This window comes from Micromonospora sp. NPDC085948, from assembly GCF_040686315.1.
GTDB lineage: Bacteria > Actinomycetota > Actinomycetes > Mycobacteriales > Micromonosporaceae > Micromonospora.
This window is the reverse complement of record NZ_JBFBJW010000010.1, coordinates 106521-124774: the sequence shown is the minus strand read 5'-3', so window position 1 is coordinate 124774 and position 18254 is coordinate 106521. Positions and strand designations below refer to the sequence as shown.

General features: G+C 71.2%; 11 protein-coding genes. 7 read left to right on the top strand and 4 right to left on the bottom strand.

Going from position 1 to position 18254, the window contains the following annotated elements; translation table 11 throughout:
* Positions 1–62: 62 nt before the first annotated feature.
* The 5 genes from AB0O48_RS23880 to AB0O48_RS23860 all read left to right on the top strand — a co-directional run bounded on the left by AB0O48_RS23880 (position 63) and on the right by AB0O48_RS23860 (position 10797).
* Positions 63–2603: a serine/threonine-protein kinase gene (locus AB0O48_RS23880; protein ID WP_365068432.1), complete on the top strand. Its 2541-nt coding sequence runs from the start codon at positions 63–65 to the stop codon at positions 2601–2603.
* Positions 2604–2727: 124 nt separating this feature from the next.
* Complete coding sequence (locus AB0O48_RS23875; RefSeq protein ID WP_365068430.1) at positions 2728–5247, top strand: serine/threonine-protein kinase; 2520 nt, start codon at positions 2728–2730, stop codon at positions 5245–5247.
* 10 nt (positions 5248–5257) lie between these two features.
* Entirely contained in the window at positions 5258–9523 is a 4266-nt protein-coding gene (locus AB0O48_RS23870; RefSeq protein WP_365068428.1) for an FtsK/SpoIIIE domain-containing protein, read from the top strand.
* Positions 9524–9814: 291 nt separating this feature from the next.
* Complete coding sequence (locus AB0O48_RS23865) at positions 9815–10615, top strand: helix-turn-helix transcriptional regulator (protein WP_365068426.1); 801 nt, start codon at positions 9815–9817, stop codon at positions 10613–10615.
* On the top strand, positions 10606–10797 hold the full coding sequence (locus AB0O48_RS23860) for a DUF397 domain-containing protein (RefSeq protein WP_357249992.1): 192 nt from the start codon (positions 10606–10608) through the stop codon (positions 10795–10797). Before AB0O48_RS23865 ends, AB0O48_RS23860 begins: the two co-directional genes overlap by 10 nt.
* Positions 10798–10870: 73 nt before the next feature.
* On the opposite strand, the gene AB0O48_RS23855 is transcribed toward AB0O48_RS23860, so the two are convergent.
* Positions 10871–13672 carry a M14 family zinc carboxypeptidase gene (locus AB0O48_RS23855; protein ID WP_365068423.1) on the bottom strand — a complete coding sequence of 934 codons (2802 nt, stop codon included), beginning with the start codon at positions 13670–13672 and terminating at the stop codon, positions 10871–10873.
* A 128-nt stretch (positions 13673–13800) separates the two neighbouring features.
* Here AB0O48_RS23855 and AB0O48_RS23850 point away from each other — a divergent pair, with 128 nt between their 5' ends.
* Positions 13801–14241: a hypothetical protein gene (locus AB0O48_RS23850; RefSeq protein WP_365068421.1), complete on the top strand. Its 441-nt coding sequence runs from the start codon at positions 13801–13803 to the stop codon at positions 14239–14241.
* A gap of 174 nt (positions 14242–14415) precedes the next feature.
* Here the strand turns inward: AB0O48_RS23850 and AB0O48_RS23845 are convergent, their stop codons facing one another.
* Positions 14416–15174 carry a VOC family protein gene (locus AB0O48_RS23845; protein ID WP_365068419.1) on the bottom strand — a complete coding sequence of 253 codons (759 nt, stop codon included), beginning with the start codon at positions 15172–15174 and terminating at the stop codon, positions 14416–14418.
* 207 nt (positions 15175–15381) lie between these two features.
* A complete protein-coding gene (locus AB0O48_RS23840) occupies positions 15382–16707 on the bottom strand; it encodes a glycoside hydrolase family 18 protein (RefSeq protein ID WP_365068417.1) in 1326 nt (441 codons plus the stop codon).
* A gap of 146 nt (positions 16708–16853) precedes the next feature.
* On the opposite strand from AB0O48_RS23840, the gene AB0O48_RS23835 reads away from it, so the two are divergent.
* Positions 16854–17738 (top strand): bile acid:sodium symporter family protein, encoded by an 885-nt coding sequence (locus tag AB0O48_RS23835; RefSeq protein ID WP_357249979.1) that lies wholly within the window; start codon positions 16854–16856, stop codon positions 17736–17738.
* A 16-nt stretch (positions 17739–17754) separates the two neighbouring features.
* On the opposite strand, the gene AB0O48_RS23830 is transcribed toward AB0O48_RS23835, so the two are convergent.
* On the bottom strand, positions 17755–18174 hold the full coding sequence (locus AB0O48_RS23830) for a PPOX class F420-dependent oxidoreductase (RefSeq protein WP_357249976.1): 420 nt from the start codon (positions 18172–18174) through the stop codon (positions 17755–17757).
* Positions 18175–18254 lie beyond the last annotated feature (80 nt).

The following is an 18254-nucleotide window of genomic DNA, read 5'->3' as shown; positions in this document are numbered from 1 at the left end:
GGTGCGATCGGCCGGAGTATGGTTCGCACCGACTGTAATGCCCGATGGCAAGGAGCGCGAAGGTGCCGAATCCGCAGTCGCCGCACCAGCTCATCGCGGGGCGTTACCGGTTGGAGAGTGTCCTCGGCCGCGGCGGGATGGGGGTGGTCTGGCGGGCGACCGACGAGCTGATGGGGCGCGCGGTCGCGGTCAAGGAGGTCCGCGTACCCCTCGGGCTTCCGACCGAGGAGCGTCAGCGGTTCGCGGAGCGGGCGCTGCGCGAGGCCCGCAGCGCGGGGCGCATCAACCATCCGGCGGTCGTGGCGATCCACGACGTGGTCCCGGCCAGCGGTGACGACGAGGCCGTCTACCTCGTGACGGAGCTGGTGGACGCCCCGACGCTTGCCGATCTCCTCGATCGGGATGGGGCCTTGCCGCCGGATCGGGTGACCACCATCGCCGTTCGTGTGCTGGACGCGTTGAAGGCCGCGCACGCGGTCGGTGTGGTGCACCGGGACGTCAAACCGGGCAACATCATGGTGCTTCCGGGTGACGAGGTGAAGCTGCTCGACTTCGGCATCGCGCACGCGGCGGGGGACACCCGCCTGACCCGCCAGGGGATGATGGGGTCGACCGGTTACCTCGCTCCGGAGCTGTTCCACGGCGACGACCCCACGCCGGCCGCTGATCTGTGGTCGGTGGGCGTGACGCTCGCCCAGGCCGTGACCGGTGAGCTCCCGTTCGAGGGGGCGTCGACAGCGGCCACCCTGCACGCGGTTCTCTACGACGACCTGCCGGCCATCGAGTGCGGGGAGCCGCTGGCCACGGTGATCGCCGGTCTGCTCACCCGTGACGTGGCCCAACGGTTGACCGTCGAGCAGGCCCGTGACCTCCTGGACGCCCCGGTGAGCGCGGGCGCACCCGGGCGGCGCGACAGCCGCGCAGCCGCGGAGCCCGCTCCCGCCGGCCGCGGCCCCACACCGGTGGACGAAGCCTGGGAGCGGCATGCCACGACCGTGCAGCCGGCCGGGCCTCCGCCACCTCGCCAGCGGCCCGGCCCGGACGAGTCACCCGCGTCGGCGGCGGAGCAGCCGGCCGTCAACTTCCTGGCCGTGGTGCCGAGGGCGACCCTCATCGCCAACATCGGCGCCCGGATCGTCCTCCTCGGCGCCGCCCTGTGGGTGACCGGCCTGCTTGCCACCCTGCTGCTGGTGCAGGGTCGACCCGACTGGACCCTGATCCCGGTCGTCCTCATCGGGCTGGTGGTGGGGGTCGGCCTGCTGGTGACCGTCGTCAACCCGCCGCACGGCTGGCTCCACCTGAGCGCCCGCTCCATCCGGACGCACTTCTGGCGTGGGACCCCGATGCATGTGCTCTGGGCGCACATCGCCGCCATCACGGTCGGTCCCGGTGCCGGCCGGTCCGCCAAGCGCTCCAGGATCGGCGTCGAGCTGACGCCGGATGCGCCGCCGGAGACGACGACCCGGTGGAAAGCCCGCGGGGTGCTGCACGAGCAGGACGGCCGTGGTCCCGTCTGGACCGTCGGTGACCTGGAGGTCAGTCCCACGGTCCTCGTCGACGAACTGGGTGCCGTCGCTCCCGGTCACGTGCGGGTCGTCGGTCCGACCGAGGACACGCCGGACGGCTCGACCCGCGCCTTTCTGCCGCTCGGCCGGCGGTGGCCCTTTGCGGTGGTGTCTTTCGTGCTGCTGACCGCCCTGATCGTGACCGGTCACCTCTATCTCCGGCACCAGCGCTCGGCCATGGTGGAGCTCGACCGCCAGCCGGCCAGCGCGTTGGCGTTCAGCGGGGACGGCACCACGCTCGTGACCGCCAACAGCGACACGTTCAGCATCACGTTCTGGGACGTCGCCGCCCGTCGGGCCGTGGCCACCATCCCCGGGCACACCAAGGAGATCAACGTTCTCCGGCTCAGTCCGGACGGCAAGACGCTTGCCAGCGGTGGGGACGACGGTGCCGTCAAACTCTGGGACGTCGCCAGCCGGCAGAACACCGGAACGCTCACCTTCAACCAAGGCGGCACCGTCGAAGACGTGCTGTTCTCCCCCTCGGGGGACCTCATCGGCGCGCTCGGCTACAGCGATGTCAAGTTGTGGCGACTGTCCTCCCCGGACAGGCCCGTCGAGCTGTCATCCGACCCGGCGGCCGGGCCGATCGAGGCTGAGGCGATCCGCTTCACCTCGGACGGGCAGGTGCTCATCGCCCTCGGCCCGAAGGGAGTCCCGCGCGCGTGGGAGACCGCCAGCGGCCTTCCGACCACTCGCGTCGACGGGGCTGTCACACCCTGGGTTGAGGCCACCCGTGACTCGAAGGTGCTGCTCCGTACACCCGGCTCCAACCAGATCGTGGCCACCCTGGTCGGCGATTCGAGCGCGACGTTCGATGCCACCGCCTTCGGCCCGAAGGACCTCTTCATCGGCGCCAGCCTGGACGAGATCCGGATCTGGCACACGTCGACGGGCCGCACCGCGCACCTCTACAAGCCGGGCATCTTCCCCGCCCAGGAGGTGTCGTCCGACGCCGTGGCGATGAGCCCCGCCGGCATTGCCGCGTTCGCCGGCACCGAGGGTCTCTGGCTGTGGACGTACGGCTCGGCCAGCTGACATCCAGCCGGGTCCGCACCAGCCACGATGTCAGGCCCGGCTCCATAATGGACGGACATCGTCGCGCCAGTGGTCGGGGTATCGTTCGCACCGACTGTAGTGGTCGATGGCGAGGAGCACGAGGGTGTCAGATCCCCGGCCGGCGCAGCGGCTCGTTGCAAAGCGTTACCGGCTGGAGAGCGTCCTCGGCCGGGGTGGCATGGGTGTGGTCTGGCGGGCGACCGACGAGCTGATCGGGCGCACCGTCGCGGTCAAGGAGATCCGCGCTCCCGTCGGCCTGCCCGGCGAGGATCGCCGGTTGTTCGGGGAGCGGGCGCTGCGCGAGGCGCGTACCGCCGGGCTGATCAACCATCCGGCCGTCGTCGCGGTCTACGATCTCGTGCCGGCGACCGCCGACGACGAGGCCGCCTACATCGTGACGGAGTTGGTGGACGCTCCGACGCTCGCCGATCTCCTCGATCGGGAGGGGGCGTTGCCACCCGATCGGGTACGGGCCGTCGCCGTACGCGTGCTGGACGCGCTGAAGGCCGCGCACGCGGTCGGTGTGGTGCACCGGGACGTCAAACCCGGCAACATCATGGTGCTGGCCGGTGACCAGGTGAAGCTGCTCGACTTCGGCATCGCGCGCGCCGCGGGTGATGCCCGCCTGACCCGCCACGGAATGATGGGCTCGACCGGTTACCTCGCTCCGGAGCTGTTCCACGGCAGCGATCCCACGCCGGCGAGCGACCTGTGGTCGGCGGGTGTGACCCTCGCCCAGGCCGTCACCGGCGAGCTTCCGTTCGAGGGTGTCTCCACCGCGGCCACCCTGCACGCCGTCCTGTACGACGACCTGCCGGTCATCCGGTGCGGGGAGCCGCTGTCCACCGTGATCGCCGGCCTGCTCACCCGCGACGTGGCGCAACGGCTCACCGTCGAGCAGGCTCGTGGCCTTCTCGACGTCCCGGTCAGCGCGAGCGTCACCGGCGGGCGGGACAGCCCAGCAGCCCAGGAGCCCGAACGACCCGATCCCGCGGACAGCGACCCCGAGCCGGAGGGTGAGTCCTGGGAGCGGCAGGCCACGACCGTGCAGCCGGCCGGCCCTCCACCACCTCGTCAGCGACCGGCGGCGGCCCACCCGCCCGCCCCGTCGGCCACCGGCTTCGTGGTCGCGGTGCCCAGGCGGATCCGCAGGATCAACGTCGCCGCTCGGCTGGCTCTTCTCGGCGGCGTGCTCTGGGTAACCTTCCTGGCCGTCAACGTGGTGTCGAGCCTGGGTCTACCCGGATGGACGGTGTTCCCCGCCGTCCTCCTGCCACCGGTGCTGGGGGTCTGGCTGCTGTCGAGCATCGTGGATCCTCCGCACGGCACGATGAGTGTGGGCAGCCGTTCTGTGCGATTCAGCGCTGGTGGCGGGCCGCCGCAGGAGGTGCTGTGGAGAAACATCCTCGGCATCATGGTGTGGCCGGGAGCTGACGTGTCCACCAGGCGCAGCCGAATCGGCCTCGAGCTGACGGACGGGGTACCGGTGTCCACCTCCGACCCGTGGAGGATTACTGGAGTCCTCCACGAAGAGGACGGCAGGAGCCCGGTCTGGATCATCGCCGATGTCGTCGGGGTCAGCCCGGCGCAGATGGTCGACAAACTGCGTGTCGCAGCGCCCGGCCACGTCCGGATCGCCGATCGGTCGCGCGAGGTGCCGGGCTGGTCACCGCGTGCCCTCCGACCACTCGGGTCGCGGCGGCCGTGGGCGGTGCTGTGCGTCGTGGTGGTGGCGGGCCTGATCGTTAGCGGTCACCTGTTCCTCCACCGGCGGCAGGCGGCGCTGGTGGCTCTGCGCGACGAGCCCGTCAGCGCGGTGGCGTTCAGCCCGGACGGCGCGACCCTCGCCAGTGCGCACACCGGGACGTTCGGCATCACGCTGTGGGACGTCGCCGACCGCAGGGCCACGGCCGTCATTCCGGGGCATGCCAACACGATCAACGTCATGGCTTTCAGCCCGGACGGGAAGACGCTGGCCAGCGGCGGGGAGGACGGCGTCGTCAAGCTCTGGGACGTCGCCAGCCTGCGGAACACGACCACGCTGACCGTCGGACACGGCGTCTCCAGCGTGCTGTTCACGCCGCAGGGGACCAGCCTGGCGGCCCTCGGTCACGGCGACGTCAAAGTGTGGCCCCTGTTGTCTCCGGACAGCCGCATCGACCTGGTCACCCAGCAGACGGACGTCACGACCATCCGCTTCAGCCAGGACGGTCAGGTGCTCATGACCCTCGACCAGCGGGGTGCCCTGCGCGCCTGGCAGACCGCCAGCGGCCAGGACGCACCCCGCATCGACGGCCCGGTGACACCGTGGGCGGACCTCACCCCCGACGGCGAGGTGCTGATCCGCGCCACGGGCTCCAACACGATCCTGGCCACTGTCGTCAGCGAGGCGGGCACACCCAGTGCCACGGCATTCGGCCCGGACGACCTCTTCGTCACCGCTCGCCGAGACGAGATCAGAGTTTGGCACACCACGACCGGCCGGACCGCGCACGTGTACCGGCCGGGACCCTTCACCGGCCCCGACCTGGCCTCCGACGTGGTGGCGCTGAGCGCGGCCGGCGCTGCCGTGCTGGGCGGGGACGAGGGGCTGCAGTTGTGGACGTACGGCTCGGACAGGTGAGGGCACAATCATGATCCTGCGTCTGACCGTGTGGGACCGCAGTACCGGGACCGCACACGATGTCGAGGTGATCGCCGCGCCCACCAGCAGCGTGCGGTCCGTGCTCGCGGGGCTGCCCGTCTCCGTGGCGGGCCGGCGCTGCTTCGTCGGAGCCGTCGCGTTGGACCCGGCCGCGAGCCTGGGCAACAGTCCACTGCTGCGCGGCTCGGTGCTCAGCGTGGGCGGACCCGGGCCGGTCGGCCGCCTGGCCACCGATGGCGCAGCGGGTGTGCTGGAGGTGGTGGGCGGCCCGGACGCCGGCCTGGCCGTCGCCCTGCGCGCCGGGATCCACCCGATAGCTCGTCGCTCCGCGGCGGCGTTGCCACTGCGGGACACCGACGTCTCCCGGGACACGCACGCGCTGCTGGAGGTCGCCCCGGATGGCACGGCCACGGTCACCGACGGCGGATCGAGCAACGGTACGTACGTCGATGGCGTGCGGATCGCCGAGCGGGCCGTCGTCGCGCCGAACACCGTGCTCCAGATCGGCGGCAACGAGCTGCGGTGGACCCCGGTGCCGGCTGGGGCGCGGCGACTCGTCCGAGCCCCGGACGGTCGACTCGACTTCGACCGCGCGTTCGGCCACGCCCCGGTGATCCCCACCGTCGAGGTGACCCTGCCGTTTCAGCCGAGCGTGACCCGAGGCCCGGTCGCGGCCGCGTACCTGCTGGGCGCCGCGGGATCCGTGGGGGCCGCGCTGCTCACGCAGTCACCCGTCCTGTTGCTCGGCGCTGCGGTCTCCATCGGGGGGTTGCTGCTGCACCAGCACGCGCAGAACAAGCAGGATGCGGAGCGCGAGGCCGAGTTCACCGCGGCGCGGAAGGTCGTCGACGCGACGATCGCCACCCAGGTGGACGCCGAGCAGCGGGTTCGCCGGGCGCTCGCCCCGAGCCCGGCCGAGATCGTCGACATCGCCCGAGGTGCCCGCGTCGATCTGTGGACGCGTCGGGCGTCCGCACCGCACTCGCTGGCACTACGGGTCGGCGTCGCCGACGAGCCGGCATCGGTGACGGTACGCGGGGAGCCCTGGACCGGCTTCCGCCCCCCGCGGCTGTCGGCCGTCCCGGTCACCGTGGACCTGCGCACCATCGGCGTGCTCGGGGTGACCGGCGCCGAGCAGTCGGTGCAGGCCGTCCTGCGGTGGCTGCTGGTCCAGCTCGCCACCCTGCGTGGCCCGGACGACCTGCGGATGGTGCTGCTCAGCGCCGATGAGGGGGGCCGTCTGGCCTGGGCGCGTTGGCTGCCGCACGTCGACGCGGGGGACACGGCGACGTACTCCTGCCGGGTCGGCAACACGACCGCGACCCGGGCCGACCGGGTACGGGAGCTGCGTACCCTCATCGCGACGCGGCGTGCCGAACGCGGCCCGCAGCAGTTCGACGACGTGGTCGTCGTCCTCGACGGCGCGCTGGCGCTGCGGGACCTGCCGGGCATGGACGAGGTGCTGCGGGACGGTCCGGCGGTCGGGGTGCACCTCATCTGCGCCGATCGGCACAGCATGAACGAGTGCCGGGGTCTGATCGAGACGGCGGAGGAGTCGGCACGGGTGACTCGCAGCCCGGACGGCCCGCCGGTGACGGTCCGGGCCGACACGCTCGACGCGATGACCGCCGAGCGGTTGGCGCGGGCACTGGCCCCGATGCGGGACCGGGCGACACTCGGGGCGGCCCAGCAGGCCATCCCCGGTGCGGTGCGCCTGCTCGACCTCCTGGACCTCGGTGCGCCCAGCGGCGACGATGTGCGGGCGCTCTGGGAGCGGGGGCGGGGTCCACGGACTCGCGTCGTGCTCGGTGCGGACGCGACCGGACCGGTGTACGTCGATCTCGCCGACCAGGGACCGCACACCATGTTGGGCGGCGCGACCGGCGCGGGCAAGAGCATCCTGTTGCAGACCCTGGTCACGTCGTTGCTGTTGGCGAACCGGCCGGACGAACTCAACCTGGTGCTCGTCGACTTCAAGGGCGGCAGCGCCTTTCTGCCCTTCGAACGGTGCCCGCACGTCGTCGCGCTCATCCGCTCCACCGGCGAGACTGCCGCCGACGTGTTCGACGACGCGGCGGCGGCCCGGGTGCTCGCCTCGATCCGGGCGGAGGTGAGCCGCCGGGAGTCCCTGCTGGCCCGATACGACGGGGAGATCGACAGGTACTGGCAGAAGCGCCTGGCGGGGGCGGACCTGCCGCCGCTGCCCCGACTGGTGATGATCTTCGACGAGTTCGGTCGGGTCCTGGACGCCGCGCCCGACTTCGTCAAGGAGTTGGTCAACGTCGCCGCGAAGGGGCGGTCGCTCGGGATGCACCTCGTGCTGGCCACGCAGTCGTTGCAGGGCAAGCTTTCGCCCGAGTTGAAGAACAACGTGTCGCTGCGGATCAGCCTTCGCCAGAACGAGCCGGCGGACAGCACGGAGGTGCTCGGAGTCCCCGACGCCGCCACCATCCCGGGCGCGTTGCGCGGCCGTGGCCTGATCCTGTGCACCACTGCGGAGTCCCGGATCCCGCAATCGTTCCAATCCGGCTACCTCGGCGACCCCCCGCCGACCGGTGGGGCCACCCCGGCCGTCGTCCGCGCCCTGAACCCGACGGACCTCGGCACCCCTCGCCCCCGCGCCGCACCCACCGGGGGAGCGGGACCCACCGACCAGGACCTCACCATCGCCGCGATCGAGGACGCCGCGGATCGGTCCGGGCTGTCGGCGCCCTTCCGGCCGATTCTGCCCCCACTGCCGGCCACCCTGACGGTGGACGAGCTGCCGGCGCGGTGGACCGCCGCCGCGCCGGCGACCGCCGTACCCTTCGGCCTGGCCGACGACCCGGCGCGCCAGGCGCAACCGGCGGACTTCCTCGACCTGGCCGGAGTCGACCGCCTGCTCGTCGCCGGTGGTCCGCAGTCCGGCCGAACGACGATGGCCCGCACCCTGATCACCGGCCTGGCCGCCCGCTTCCGACCCGACCAGGCCCACCTGTACGTCGTGGAACGGCACCCGGCCGGCCTGGCCGAGTACGCGGCGTTGCCGCACTGCGGCGGGGTCTTCTCCGCGGCGGAGCCCGACCGGATCCGTCGCCTGATCACCTGGCTGGCCGAGGAGGTCCAACGCCGTGCCGGCAGCGCGCCCCCGGCGGACGAGGCACGGCCGCACATCGTGGTCGTCGTCGACGGTTGGGAGCACTTCGAGGATCACAGCGACCCGGCCTTCGTCGAGACGTCCCTGCTCGCCACCCTGCGCGGCGTCATCACCGCGGGCGCTCCGCTCGGGGTGCACGTCGTGCCGTTCGGTGGTCAGGACATGCTCAACCACCGGCTGCCGACCCTCTACAACCGGAGGCTGCTCCTGCCGTTTCCCAAGGAGGAGACCCGGCGGATGCAGTTGCAGACCGGCATGGCCAGCCCGCCCGCCCTCCCCGGACGGGCCATCGACGCCGGCAGCGGCCGGCACGTGCAGGTGTGCCTGCCGACGCGATCCGGCAGCGCCGACGCCGTCGAACCGCACGACGCACCCGCGCACCGGCTGCCCCGGCGGTTCCCGGCTCTGCCCGCGCGCGTCGACCTGGCCGCACTCGGGTCGAGCGCCGACACCGGGGCGCTGTCCACCTGGATACCGCTGGGCGTCGGCGGGCCGGACAACACCACCGTGGGCACCGACCTGTTCCACGCCGACTCCCACCTGTTGCTGATCTCCGGTGCTGCTGGCACGGGCCGCACCACCGCGGCGGCCACGATGGTGCACGCGCTACGGCAGCGGGGGATCGGCGTCCTCGCCGTCGCCCCACTCCAGTCCCCGCTGCCGAGGCTGCTCCCCGACGACGCCGGGCTTCGGGTGCTCACCGGTGCGACGTTCAAGGACAGCGACCTGCGCGAGGCCGTCGCCGGGTTCGGCGACGAGCCGTACGCGGTGGTCGTCGACGACGTCGACCGGATCGCCGTGCTCCCCAGCGAACAGGGCTTCGCGAGCAGCCCCACGTTGCTGGACGACATCAGCAGCCCCGCGGCTCGCGGACGGCGGGCGCTTGTCGTCACCGCGGACGCCGCCCCCCTGCTGACCGGTTTCCCCAGCCCGCTCACCCGTCTGGTCAACGCGATCGTGATGGCGGGAACTCGTCTCGTGCTGGTCCCGCCCAACCGGTCGGCGGCGGTGGCCCACAACATCACTCTCGAACCCGACCAGTACCTCACCGGCCCGCCCGGTCGGGGCTACCTCGCGGCCGGCCGTACGCCGGTGCTGGTGCAGGTGGCCGCACCCTAGGACCGACCGAGCCACCACAACCCGGCGCTGGTGGCGCCCCCTGTGGCGCAAAATCGGCAAGGTCCACTCGACTTTCCGGAAGTCGGGGTGTCGGCGGCCCTTGGACACCCCGACTTCCGGAAAGTCGAGTGGATCAACCAACTTCCGGCCGCGCCGGTGGTGACGCTCCGCTGTGGAGACCACTACGCTCGGACGGTGAATTCCCGGTCGCCAGCCTCGGGCCGCGCTGACGAGACGGTCTACGCCGGGCACTGGCACGAGTAGTCGATCTTCTGGTTTGGGGAGTGCTGAATGGCCGACTTACCGCACACGCTCGCCGCGTTCATCGTGACCGAGATCCGCCGGGCACGAGGGACCGCCGGGATGACGCAGGAGTCGTTCGGCCGAGGCGCGGGTTTCAGCGCCTCCCACGTCAGTGCCGTGGAGAGCGAGACGCGGGCGCTGACGATGGACTTCATCAAGGGCGCGGACCGGGCACTCAAGAACGGCGGCCTCTTCGAGCGCATGGTGGCGAAGCTGGGGGCGCCATCCTGGTTTCTGCCGTGGTTGGACGCCGAGCGCGTCGCGACTCAGCTTCGGTCCTGGCAACCGTCTCTGATTCCTGGCCTACTCCAGACCGAGCACTACGCCCGAGCGGTCATTCGCTGCGACGACACGCTAGGTGACGAGGATGTCGATAAGCGACTTGCGGCTCGGCTCGACCGGCAGTCGATCCTCACCCAGCCGAAGGCACCGCAATTCGTTGCGGTCATCGGCGAGGAGGTGCTGCGACGGGCGGGCGAGGACTTTCGGGGGATCATGGTCGGACAGATCACGCACTTGTTGACCTTGGTCGAGCGTCCGAACATCAGTGTCCACGTCGTGCCGGGCGACGTGAGCATGCATGCCGGGCTCACCGGTCCGTTCATCCTGGCGCGGGCCGCCGATGGCAAATGGGTCGGCCAGTTGGAGAACCAGCTTGGCGGGGCGGTCATCAACAACGACGATGACATGGCTACGCTTCTATCGAAGTGGGAGACCGTACGGAACGAGGCCCTACCTCGGCGGCAGTCAACTGAGCTGATGAAGGAAGTGGTGACGTCATGGACCTGACCGGCGCTACGTGGCGAAAGTCCAGTCGAAGCGGCTCCAGCGGTGGCGACTGCGTCGAGGTTGCGGACAACCTGCCGGGCATCGTCGGTGTGCGGGACTCCAAGGACCCCGCCGGGCCGGCTCTGCTCTTCGGGCCGGTGGCCTGGCGGGCGTTTGTCACCGAGGTCGCCCGGCGGTCGTAACCGACCCCTGCACACACACCGAAGCGCCCGCCCCCGAGACGACGGGGACGGGCGCTTCCGCTGTGCGGGTTCGTCAGCCGACCACCGACCGCAGCGGCACCTTGGCGTCGCGGAGCGCGCGTACCAGATCGCTCGCGAACGGGTGTTCGTCGACCTGGAGGCCCTGCGGGTTGGGGATCACGACGTACACCGAGGTGTCCTTCGCGGACGTCCTCGCGTCGGTGGTGAAGCGTTCGACGATGGCCCGGGCGCGCGGCAGGTCGCTCGCCGCGACCTCGACGGTGATCGGCCGCCACCCGCCGCCGAGGTCCGGGGTGACCGGCGCGGCGGCGGCGCTGGCGCGCGCCGGGTCGAGACCGGCCGTGCGCCGGCCGTCCGGCGCGCCCGCCGGGTAGAGCAACGCGTTGGCCACCAGGTGCAGGCCACTCTCGTTGTACGCCCGGAAGAGCGGGTTGAACGCGAACAGCACCGCCCGACCGGCGCCGGTGGGCTCGTCGACCACTGCGGCCGTGCCCTTCAGGGTGTCCGCGCCGACGGTGTAGCCGTTGGCCCAGAACGTGTCACCCGTCGGGTAGCTGAGCACGTTCGTGCCGGTGGTGCTCGGGTTGAGGACCGGGTCGCTGTTGTTGAACTCGAAGTCCTCCGCCGGACGGCCCAGGGCGACCGGGTTGTCGGTATCCACGTCGACCCGCAGGTGCGAGCCGATCACCAGGTAGTCGGCCGGCTTGGTCTTCTCGGTGGTGGAGGTGAGCCCGGCGGCGCGGGCCAGCCGGGTGCCCTCGTTGCGCAGCCCCACGTAGGTGTGGCCCTGGGCGATCCAGGCGCGCAGGTTGGCCTGGCCGGCGGCGGTCAGACCGCCGGTCGGGCTGCTGCCGTCCGGGACCAGCAGCACCGTACGACCGGTGAACGCCTCGGTGTTGTCGTTGATGTCGGCAGTGGTGACCGGGGTGAGGTCGAGCCCCCACCGCTTGCCGAGCACGTAGCGGGCCTCGCCGTGCGAGCCTGCGGTGGTGGAGATGCCGGTGCCCTGGAACAGCCCGACATCGGGCAGGGCCAGGCTGGTGCCGGTGGGCCGCCCGCCCGGGGTGAGGGTCACCCCGAACGACTCGGCCAGCTCGTCGACAGTGCGGCTCAGCTTGGTCGCCGGGATGGCGACCCGGCTGGTCGTCAGGTCGCGAACCAGCGGCACGCCGCGACCGAGCAGGCTGAACGTCAGCTCCGCGGCGGCCGCCGAGTCGAGCGGGTACGTGTACGAGCCCCACGGCCACGCCGGGGCGGTCCGGCCGCCGGAGATCGCGCGGACGAGCTGGGCCTTCGGTCGGACGGCGTCGCCGGTGTAGATGGTGGAGACACCCATCAGCAGCGGGTTGCTCCAGGACGACACGTCGTAGAAGTAGGGGAACGGCGTGTAGGGATCCTCGCCCATGACGGCCTGGATCCAGTGCTTCTGCGGCTGGTCCATCGGGATCCAGTACGCGCCCTTGGGCACTGTCACGTTCGTGGCGCTGCGCCCGCCGAAGACCCGTGCGGTGGGGACCCGGGTCGCCTGCTGCACCTCGTACACCTCGACGTCCATCCGGCGCAGCCGCTCGACGAGTTGGCGGACGTCGGCGAGTTGCCGGTCGGGCAGCAGGAAATACGAGCGGATCGTGATGTCGGGCACCGGGAACTGGACCTCGTTTGTGGGCTGCACCACCTCGTTCGGTTCGAGGGTGCCCGTCCGGCCCTGGGCGAGGGCGTCGGTCCAGATGTCGAAGTAGCCGTCGAGCACCTCGCGCTTGTTGGCGGCGGCCCAGCCCAACGTCGACCACTGGGTGTGGAACTGCTGCTGCACCCGGTCGGCCACGGCCGACGCGCTGCCCTTCTCGTACGTCATGCCGGCCGCGCCGAAGCCGGTGGTCGGCACGGTGTCGCCGTAACCCATGAAGAACATGTCGTACGTGTCGTAGTTGAAATAGCACTCGGTGAAGGCGGTGTCGTCGCAGGCGCCGTTGTAGCCGAAGCCGGCCTTGTTGGCCTCGCCGATCCGGTTGATCCAGTCCACCGCCTCGCCGGCGATCTCGTGGTGGATCGGGTCGGCGTTGGGCGGGAAGAAGTACTGCTTGCCACCCATCTCGTGGGCGTCGACGAAGACCTGCGGCGGGTAGCGGCGCAGCAGTTCGAGCTTGCCGTCGGTCTCCTGCTGGGTGCGGGCGAACCAGTCCCGGTTCAGGTCGAAGCCGAACTCGTTCTGCCGGCGGGTCGCGTCGCGGCCGTCCGGGTTCTGCGTCGGCACGATGATGGTGACCAGGTTGTCGTTGCGCCGGGCGACCTCGCAGGACAGGCCCGCCGCCAACTCGTACAGCGTCTTGAGCGCCGCGTCGGTGCCGCTCTTCTCGCCGCCGTGCACGTTCGCGGTGACCCAGACGATGGCCGGGCTGTCCTTCGCCGTGCGGGCGGCCGTCCGCACGCTGGTCCGACGGGGATCACGCAGGTCCCGTACGTCGTCGGCGATCCGGCGCAGGGCGGCGGGCCGCACGTGGCGTTCGTTGGACACCACCGCGTACGGCAGGGGTTGCCCGGCCACGCTGGTGGCCAGCACTCCGGTGACGACCCGGTCGGAGGCGGTGTCCACCGCCCCGAGGTAGGTGCGGACCTCCTCGTTGGTGACGACCCGCTCCTGGCCCACGCCGAGCGGGAAGCCGAACACGGCCTCCGGTGCGGGCACGGTGCCCAGGTGTGCGGTCGGGTCGTCGCTGCAGGTGGACGGGCGGGCGGCGCTCGCGGTCGAGGTGCCGCCGAGCAGGGGAGTCAGGCCGAGCAGGAGCGCGATCGTGGCGGCACTCGCCAGCCGCTTCGGGGGGACCGTCCAGAACGGGCGCGTCGATGGGGACATGTGTCGTGTTTCCCTTCTCGGGAACAGCCTCGCAGTGGCCGGAGCCTATGAACGGGCCGACACGACGGTCAAGGGTTGATCGACACTGTTCACTACTCGGCGTGCCGGACCGGATGCGGACTGGCAGGATGACGGGTGGATTCATCGTCGTCTGGAAGGAGCAGGCCGTGTCGGAGATGATCGCGCTCTCGGTCCATCCGGATTCTCCGTCCGCCGATGCGCGGCGGTCGCTGGCGTCCTGGCTGCGCGCCGAGGACCGGCTGCGCGACGGGGTGACCTCGCCGCCGGCCAGTCAGCCGCCGGCCGGTGAGATGCCGGCCGGCGGCACGGACCCGCTGCGGGTGGCTGTCGACGACGCGGGCGCCGCCATGGTGTTGGTGCAGGCGATCGCCGGCTGGCTCATCCACCGCCGGGACGACGTGACGGTGCGGCTGGCCCGGCCCGACGGGTGGACGGCCGACGTGGACGTCCGCCAGGCGCGGGACATGGACCAGGTGACCGCGCTCATCGAGGCCGCCGTGCGCGCGCTGCCCGATCGCCAACCGTCCGCCATGACGAACGACAGCTGAGCCGCCCGACCCGGTCGACCGCGCCGCCCGTACCCCAGGATCGTTCACGGGTCGACGGTCCGCCGGACCACGCTGACCGATATCGGTCCCTGCGCGGACATCCGGCAGACCGCTCCGAAGTGGAGTGATGTCGGGTTCTCGGCCCAGCGCTACCGCCCGGGTGTTCCGGCCTGATCAGCCGGACTCGCCCCCGGGAGCGGCGAGGACGCAGAGCTCATGTCCGTCTGGGTCGGTCAGGCAGATCCAGGAGACGTCGCCGCCCTGGCCCACGTCGAGATCGGCGGCACCGAGCGCGCGCAGGCGAACGGCCTGGGCGGCCTGGTCGTCGCCCGTGTCGGGCCGCAGGTCGAGGTGCAGCCGGTCGAGTGTGGGCGTGGTGCCGGGGACGCGGACGAAGGTGAGGTCCGGTCCGGTGCCGCGGCCGGACCGCAGGGTGGCCCGCTCGCCGGTGACGGCAACCACGGGCCAGTCGATCGCCGCGCTCCAGAAGCGAGCCATGGCGGGCGGGTCGGTGCAGTCCATGACCACCGCGGAAATGGGGCCGGTGTCCCGGCCGGTCTCCTGCGGTCCTGGTACGCAGAACTCGTTGCCCTCCGGATCGGCCAGCAGGGCGCAGGACGCGCCGAGCCGATCGGCGCCCGCGGGTTTCGCGCCAAGCCTCTCCAACCGGGCCAGCAGCTCGGCCCGGTGTCCGGGCGAGCTGCTGGCGAGTTCGAGACGCATGCGGTTCGTTGTCACTGTCTTCGGCTCGGGGACCGGGACGATGTCGATGCCCAGAAAGTCCGGGTCCGGCCAGACGAGCTCAGCTCGGGGCCCGACGTACGTGGTGACGCCGGGGTGGAACGCGTTCCAGCCGAGCGCCTGAGCCCAGAACTCGCCGACCGCGACGGGATCGACTGCCTTGATGTTCACATGAGCCGGTCGCAGAGCCATGCCCCGATTCTAGGGAAAGCGGGCATTCGGTCATCGGCACCAAGGCGTACGACCAGATGACCGAGCCCGCCGACATCGACATCCACCTCGGCACGTCGGGTATCAGCGGCCCGACGGCGTGACGCAGCGGCAGTTCCCGGCACGGTCCCGCCGGCCCGCCGCCAGCCGAGGAGTCGGCCGGCGGCGGGCCGGGTGGATCGAATACCCCTACCAGGTCGTGAGGCCGAGGCCGATGGTCCTGGTCAACGTGGCGTTGTCGTCGTCTCCGTCCAGCGACCAGATCATCGCGCCGGCCAGGCCGGCCCGGCGGATGTAGAGCGTCTTCTGCAAGACGACCGCCGGATCGTCGTACGTCCAGAACGTCGTACCGTCGAAGAGCCAGGCGTGCCCGGCGCGCAGGTCGCGGTGCACGGCGTAGCCGTTGCCGGCCAGGGTCTTGAGGTTCTTGTAGTCCTCGTAGCCGGCCTCGAAGGTGGCCGGCGCCGGCCCGGTGGCCGGCCCGAAGAGGCCGGTGCCGCCGCCGGTGACGCCGGTCCAACCGCGACCGTAGTACGGGATGCCGAGCACGAGCTTGTCGCGCGGCGCGCCCCGGGCGATCCAGCCGTCGATGGCCACCTCGACGGAGAAGTCCGGGTTGTCCGGCGATCCCGCCGGTACGCGCAGCGCCGACTGCTGGTTGGCCACCGCCTCCCAGCCGCCGTGGAAGTCGTAGCCCTGCACGGTGGCGAAGTCCAGGTACTTGAAGATCTTGCGGCCCTCGTAGCCGGCGTCCATGGTGGCCGGGTTGGCCGGCAGGAACGCGGTCAGCGGGTGGTGCGTCCGGGTCGTGCGGCCGTACGCGTCGAGCTGCCGGCGGAACTCGGCCAGCAGCTTGGTGAAGTTCTCCCGGTCCTCCGGGCGGATGACGTTGCCCGGCTCACCCGCCCAGTTGGGCCACTCCCAGTCGAGGTCGATGCCGTCGAAGACGCCGGCGGCGGCGCCCGGGGCGCCCGGCAGGTTGCCCTTGAGGTAGAGGTCGACGCAGGACGCGACGAACGCCTTGCGGGAGGCGTCGGTGCGGGCGGCGTTGGAGAAGTACGTCGACCAGCTCCAGCCGCCCAGCGAGATCAGCACCTGGAGCTTGGGGTGCTTGGCCTTCAGCTTGGCGAGCTGGCCGAAGTTGCCGTTGAGCGCCTGCCCCGGGGCGTCCGCGACACCGTCGACGCTCTCCTCCGCAGGGACGGGACGCTGGTAGTCGGCCCAGGCGTCGCCCTCGCCCGGCCCGCCGTCCAGGTAGCAGCGGCCGTCCTCACTGACGTTGCCGAAGGCGTAGTTGACGTGGGTGAGGCGGCTCGCCGCCCCGGAGGTGTCGAGCTTCTTGACCGGGAAGGCTCGCCCGTAGATGCCCCACTGGGTGAAGTAGCCGACCCGGTGGTAGCCGGCGCGGCGCTGCTGGTGGTCGCCGGCGCTGGCGGCGGGGGGCGGGGTGGCGGTGATCAGCAGGGTCGCCAGGGCGACGACGGCGGTGACACGGCGGTGGCGGAATGGTCGCATCGGCACACTCCCACGACGGTTGACGCACAATTAGTAAAGACACTTATCTGATTGATGAAGTTAAGCCGATCACACTCCACGGTCAAGAGTCGACCGGCCACACGGGGGATTGTTAACGCATTACCGGCTGGTAACGATGTTGTGCCATGGACTCCGCCCTGACCCTGATCGGTCTGCCCATCGCCCTCGGCATCATCATGCTCGGTCTGGGTCTCGGCCTGACCAGCACGGACTTCCGCCGGGTGGCCCAGCACCCACGCGCCGCCGTCATCGCGCTGGTGTGCCAGGTGCTGGTGCTGCCGGCGCTCTGCTTCGGCCTGGTCCTCGCGTTCGACCTGGCTCCGGAGTTGGCCGTCGGCATGATGTTGCTGGCCGCCTCACCGGGCGGCACGACGGCCAACCTCTACAGCCACCTGTTCGGTGGGCACGTGGCCCTGAACATCACCCTGACCGCCATCAACTCGGTGCTCGCCGTGGTCACCCTGCCGATCCTGGTCAACCTGTCGGCCGCGTACTTCCTGCCCGACGGCCGCAGCATCGGACTGCAGTTCGACAAGGTGGTGCAGGTCTTCGCCATTGTGCTCGTCCCGGTCGCGATCGGCATGCTGATCCGCGCCCGGGTGCCACACGCCGCCGAACGGCTGAACCGTCCGATCCGGATCCTCTCCGTCGTCGTCCTCGTCGCCGTCATCGCCGGCGCCGTCCTCGGCGAGCGGGAGAACATCGCCGACTACTTCGTCTCCGTCGGCCTGGCCGTGCTCGCGTTCAACCTGCTGAGCCTCGCGATCGGGTACGGGGTGCCGCGGCTCGCCGGGGTGGACCGGCGCGCCGCGACCGCCGCCGGGTTCGAGATCGGCATCCACAACAGCACCCTGGCCATCACGATCGCGCTCAGCCCCGCGCTGCTCGACAGCACCCAGATGGCGATCCCGGGTGCCGTCTACGGCATCGTCATGTTCTTCACCGCGGCGGCCTTCGGCTACCTGGTGACCCGCGCCGGCACCCGGTCCACCGCCAGCCTCACACCCTGACCAGCGGCGTCAGCCGTCAGCCGACCTGGTCGTTGTCCTTGAGCGAACCCCAACCGTGCCACCTGTCGATCTCGATCAGGGCAGAGACCCGGGCGCGCTCACGTCGCGGGTACGCGTTGCCGGTGTAGTGCAGGGACAACCGGTCGATGTCCGCCAGGTCCTCGTCGGCGCGCAGCTCGGCGACGTGCCCGACGATGCTGACATGGGTGTACCAGCCGGCCTCGTCGAGCACGGTCAGGGACACCCGCGGGTCGTTGCGGATGTGCTGCAACCGGCGGCGGCTCTCGTCCAGGTTCACCAGGATCCGGCCGTCCTCCCACAGGTACCAGGTGGCGGCGGACACCGGCTGACCACCGTTGCGAAGCGTGGTCATCACGGCCGGGTTCGGCTTCCGGAGCATGGCGATCGCGGCCTCGGGAAGCGGTGGCTTGGACATGCGGTCTCCTCGTCGGGTCGGCGTTTACCCCTGCACGTTACGCACCCGCGGGCTCCGATCACGCGTGGACCGGCAGGTAC

Excerpts from the sequence above, each read along its gene's own strand:
- AB0O48_RS23870 (WP_365068428.1), top strand. The coding sequence starts at position 5,258 with ATGATCCTGCGTCTGACCGTGTGGGACCGCAGTACCGGGACCGCACAC.
- AB0O48_RS23835 (WP_357249979.1), top strand. The coding sequence starts at position 16,854 with ATGGACTCCGCCCTGACCCTGATCGGTCTGCCCATCGCCCTCGGCATC.
- AB0O48_RS23850 (WP_365068421.1), top strand. The coding sequence starts at position 13,801 with ATGACGGGTGGATTCATCGTCGTCTGGAAGGAGCAGGCCGTGTCGGAG.
- AB0O48_RS23860 (WP_357249992.1), top strand. The coding sequence starts at position 10,606 with ATGGACCTGACCGGCGCTACGTGGCGAAAGTCCAGTCGAAGCGGCTCC.
- AB0O48_RS23855 (WP_365068423.1), bottom strand. The coding sequence starts at position 13,672 with ATGTCCCCATCGACGCGCCCGTTCTGGACGGTCCCCCCGAAGCGGCTG.
- AB0O48_RS23830 (WP_357249976.1), bottom strand. The coding sequence starts at position 18,174 with ATGTCCAAGCCACCGCTTCCCGAGGCCGCGATCGCCATGCTCCGGAAG.
- AB0O48_RS23845 (WP_365068419.1), bottom strand. The coding sequence starts at position 15,174 with ATGGCTCTGCGACCGGCTCATGTGAACATCAAGGCAGTCGATCCCGTC.
- AB0O48_RS23840 (WP_365068417.1), bottom strand. The coding sequence starts at position 16,707 with ATGCGACCATTCCGCCACCGCCGTGTCACCGCCGTCGTCGCCCTGGCG.
- AB0O48_RS23865 (WP_365068426.1), top strand. The coding sequence starts at position 9,815 with ATGGCCGACTTACCGCACACGCTCGCCGCGTTCATCGTGACCGAGATC.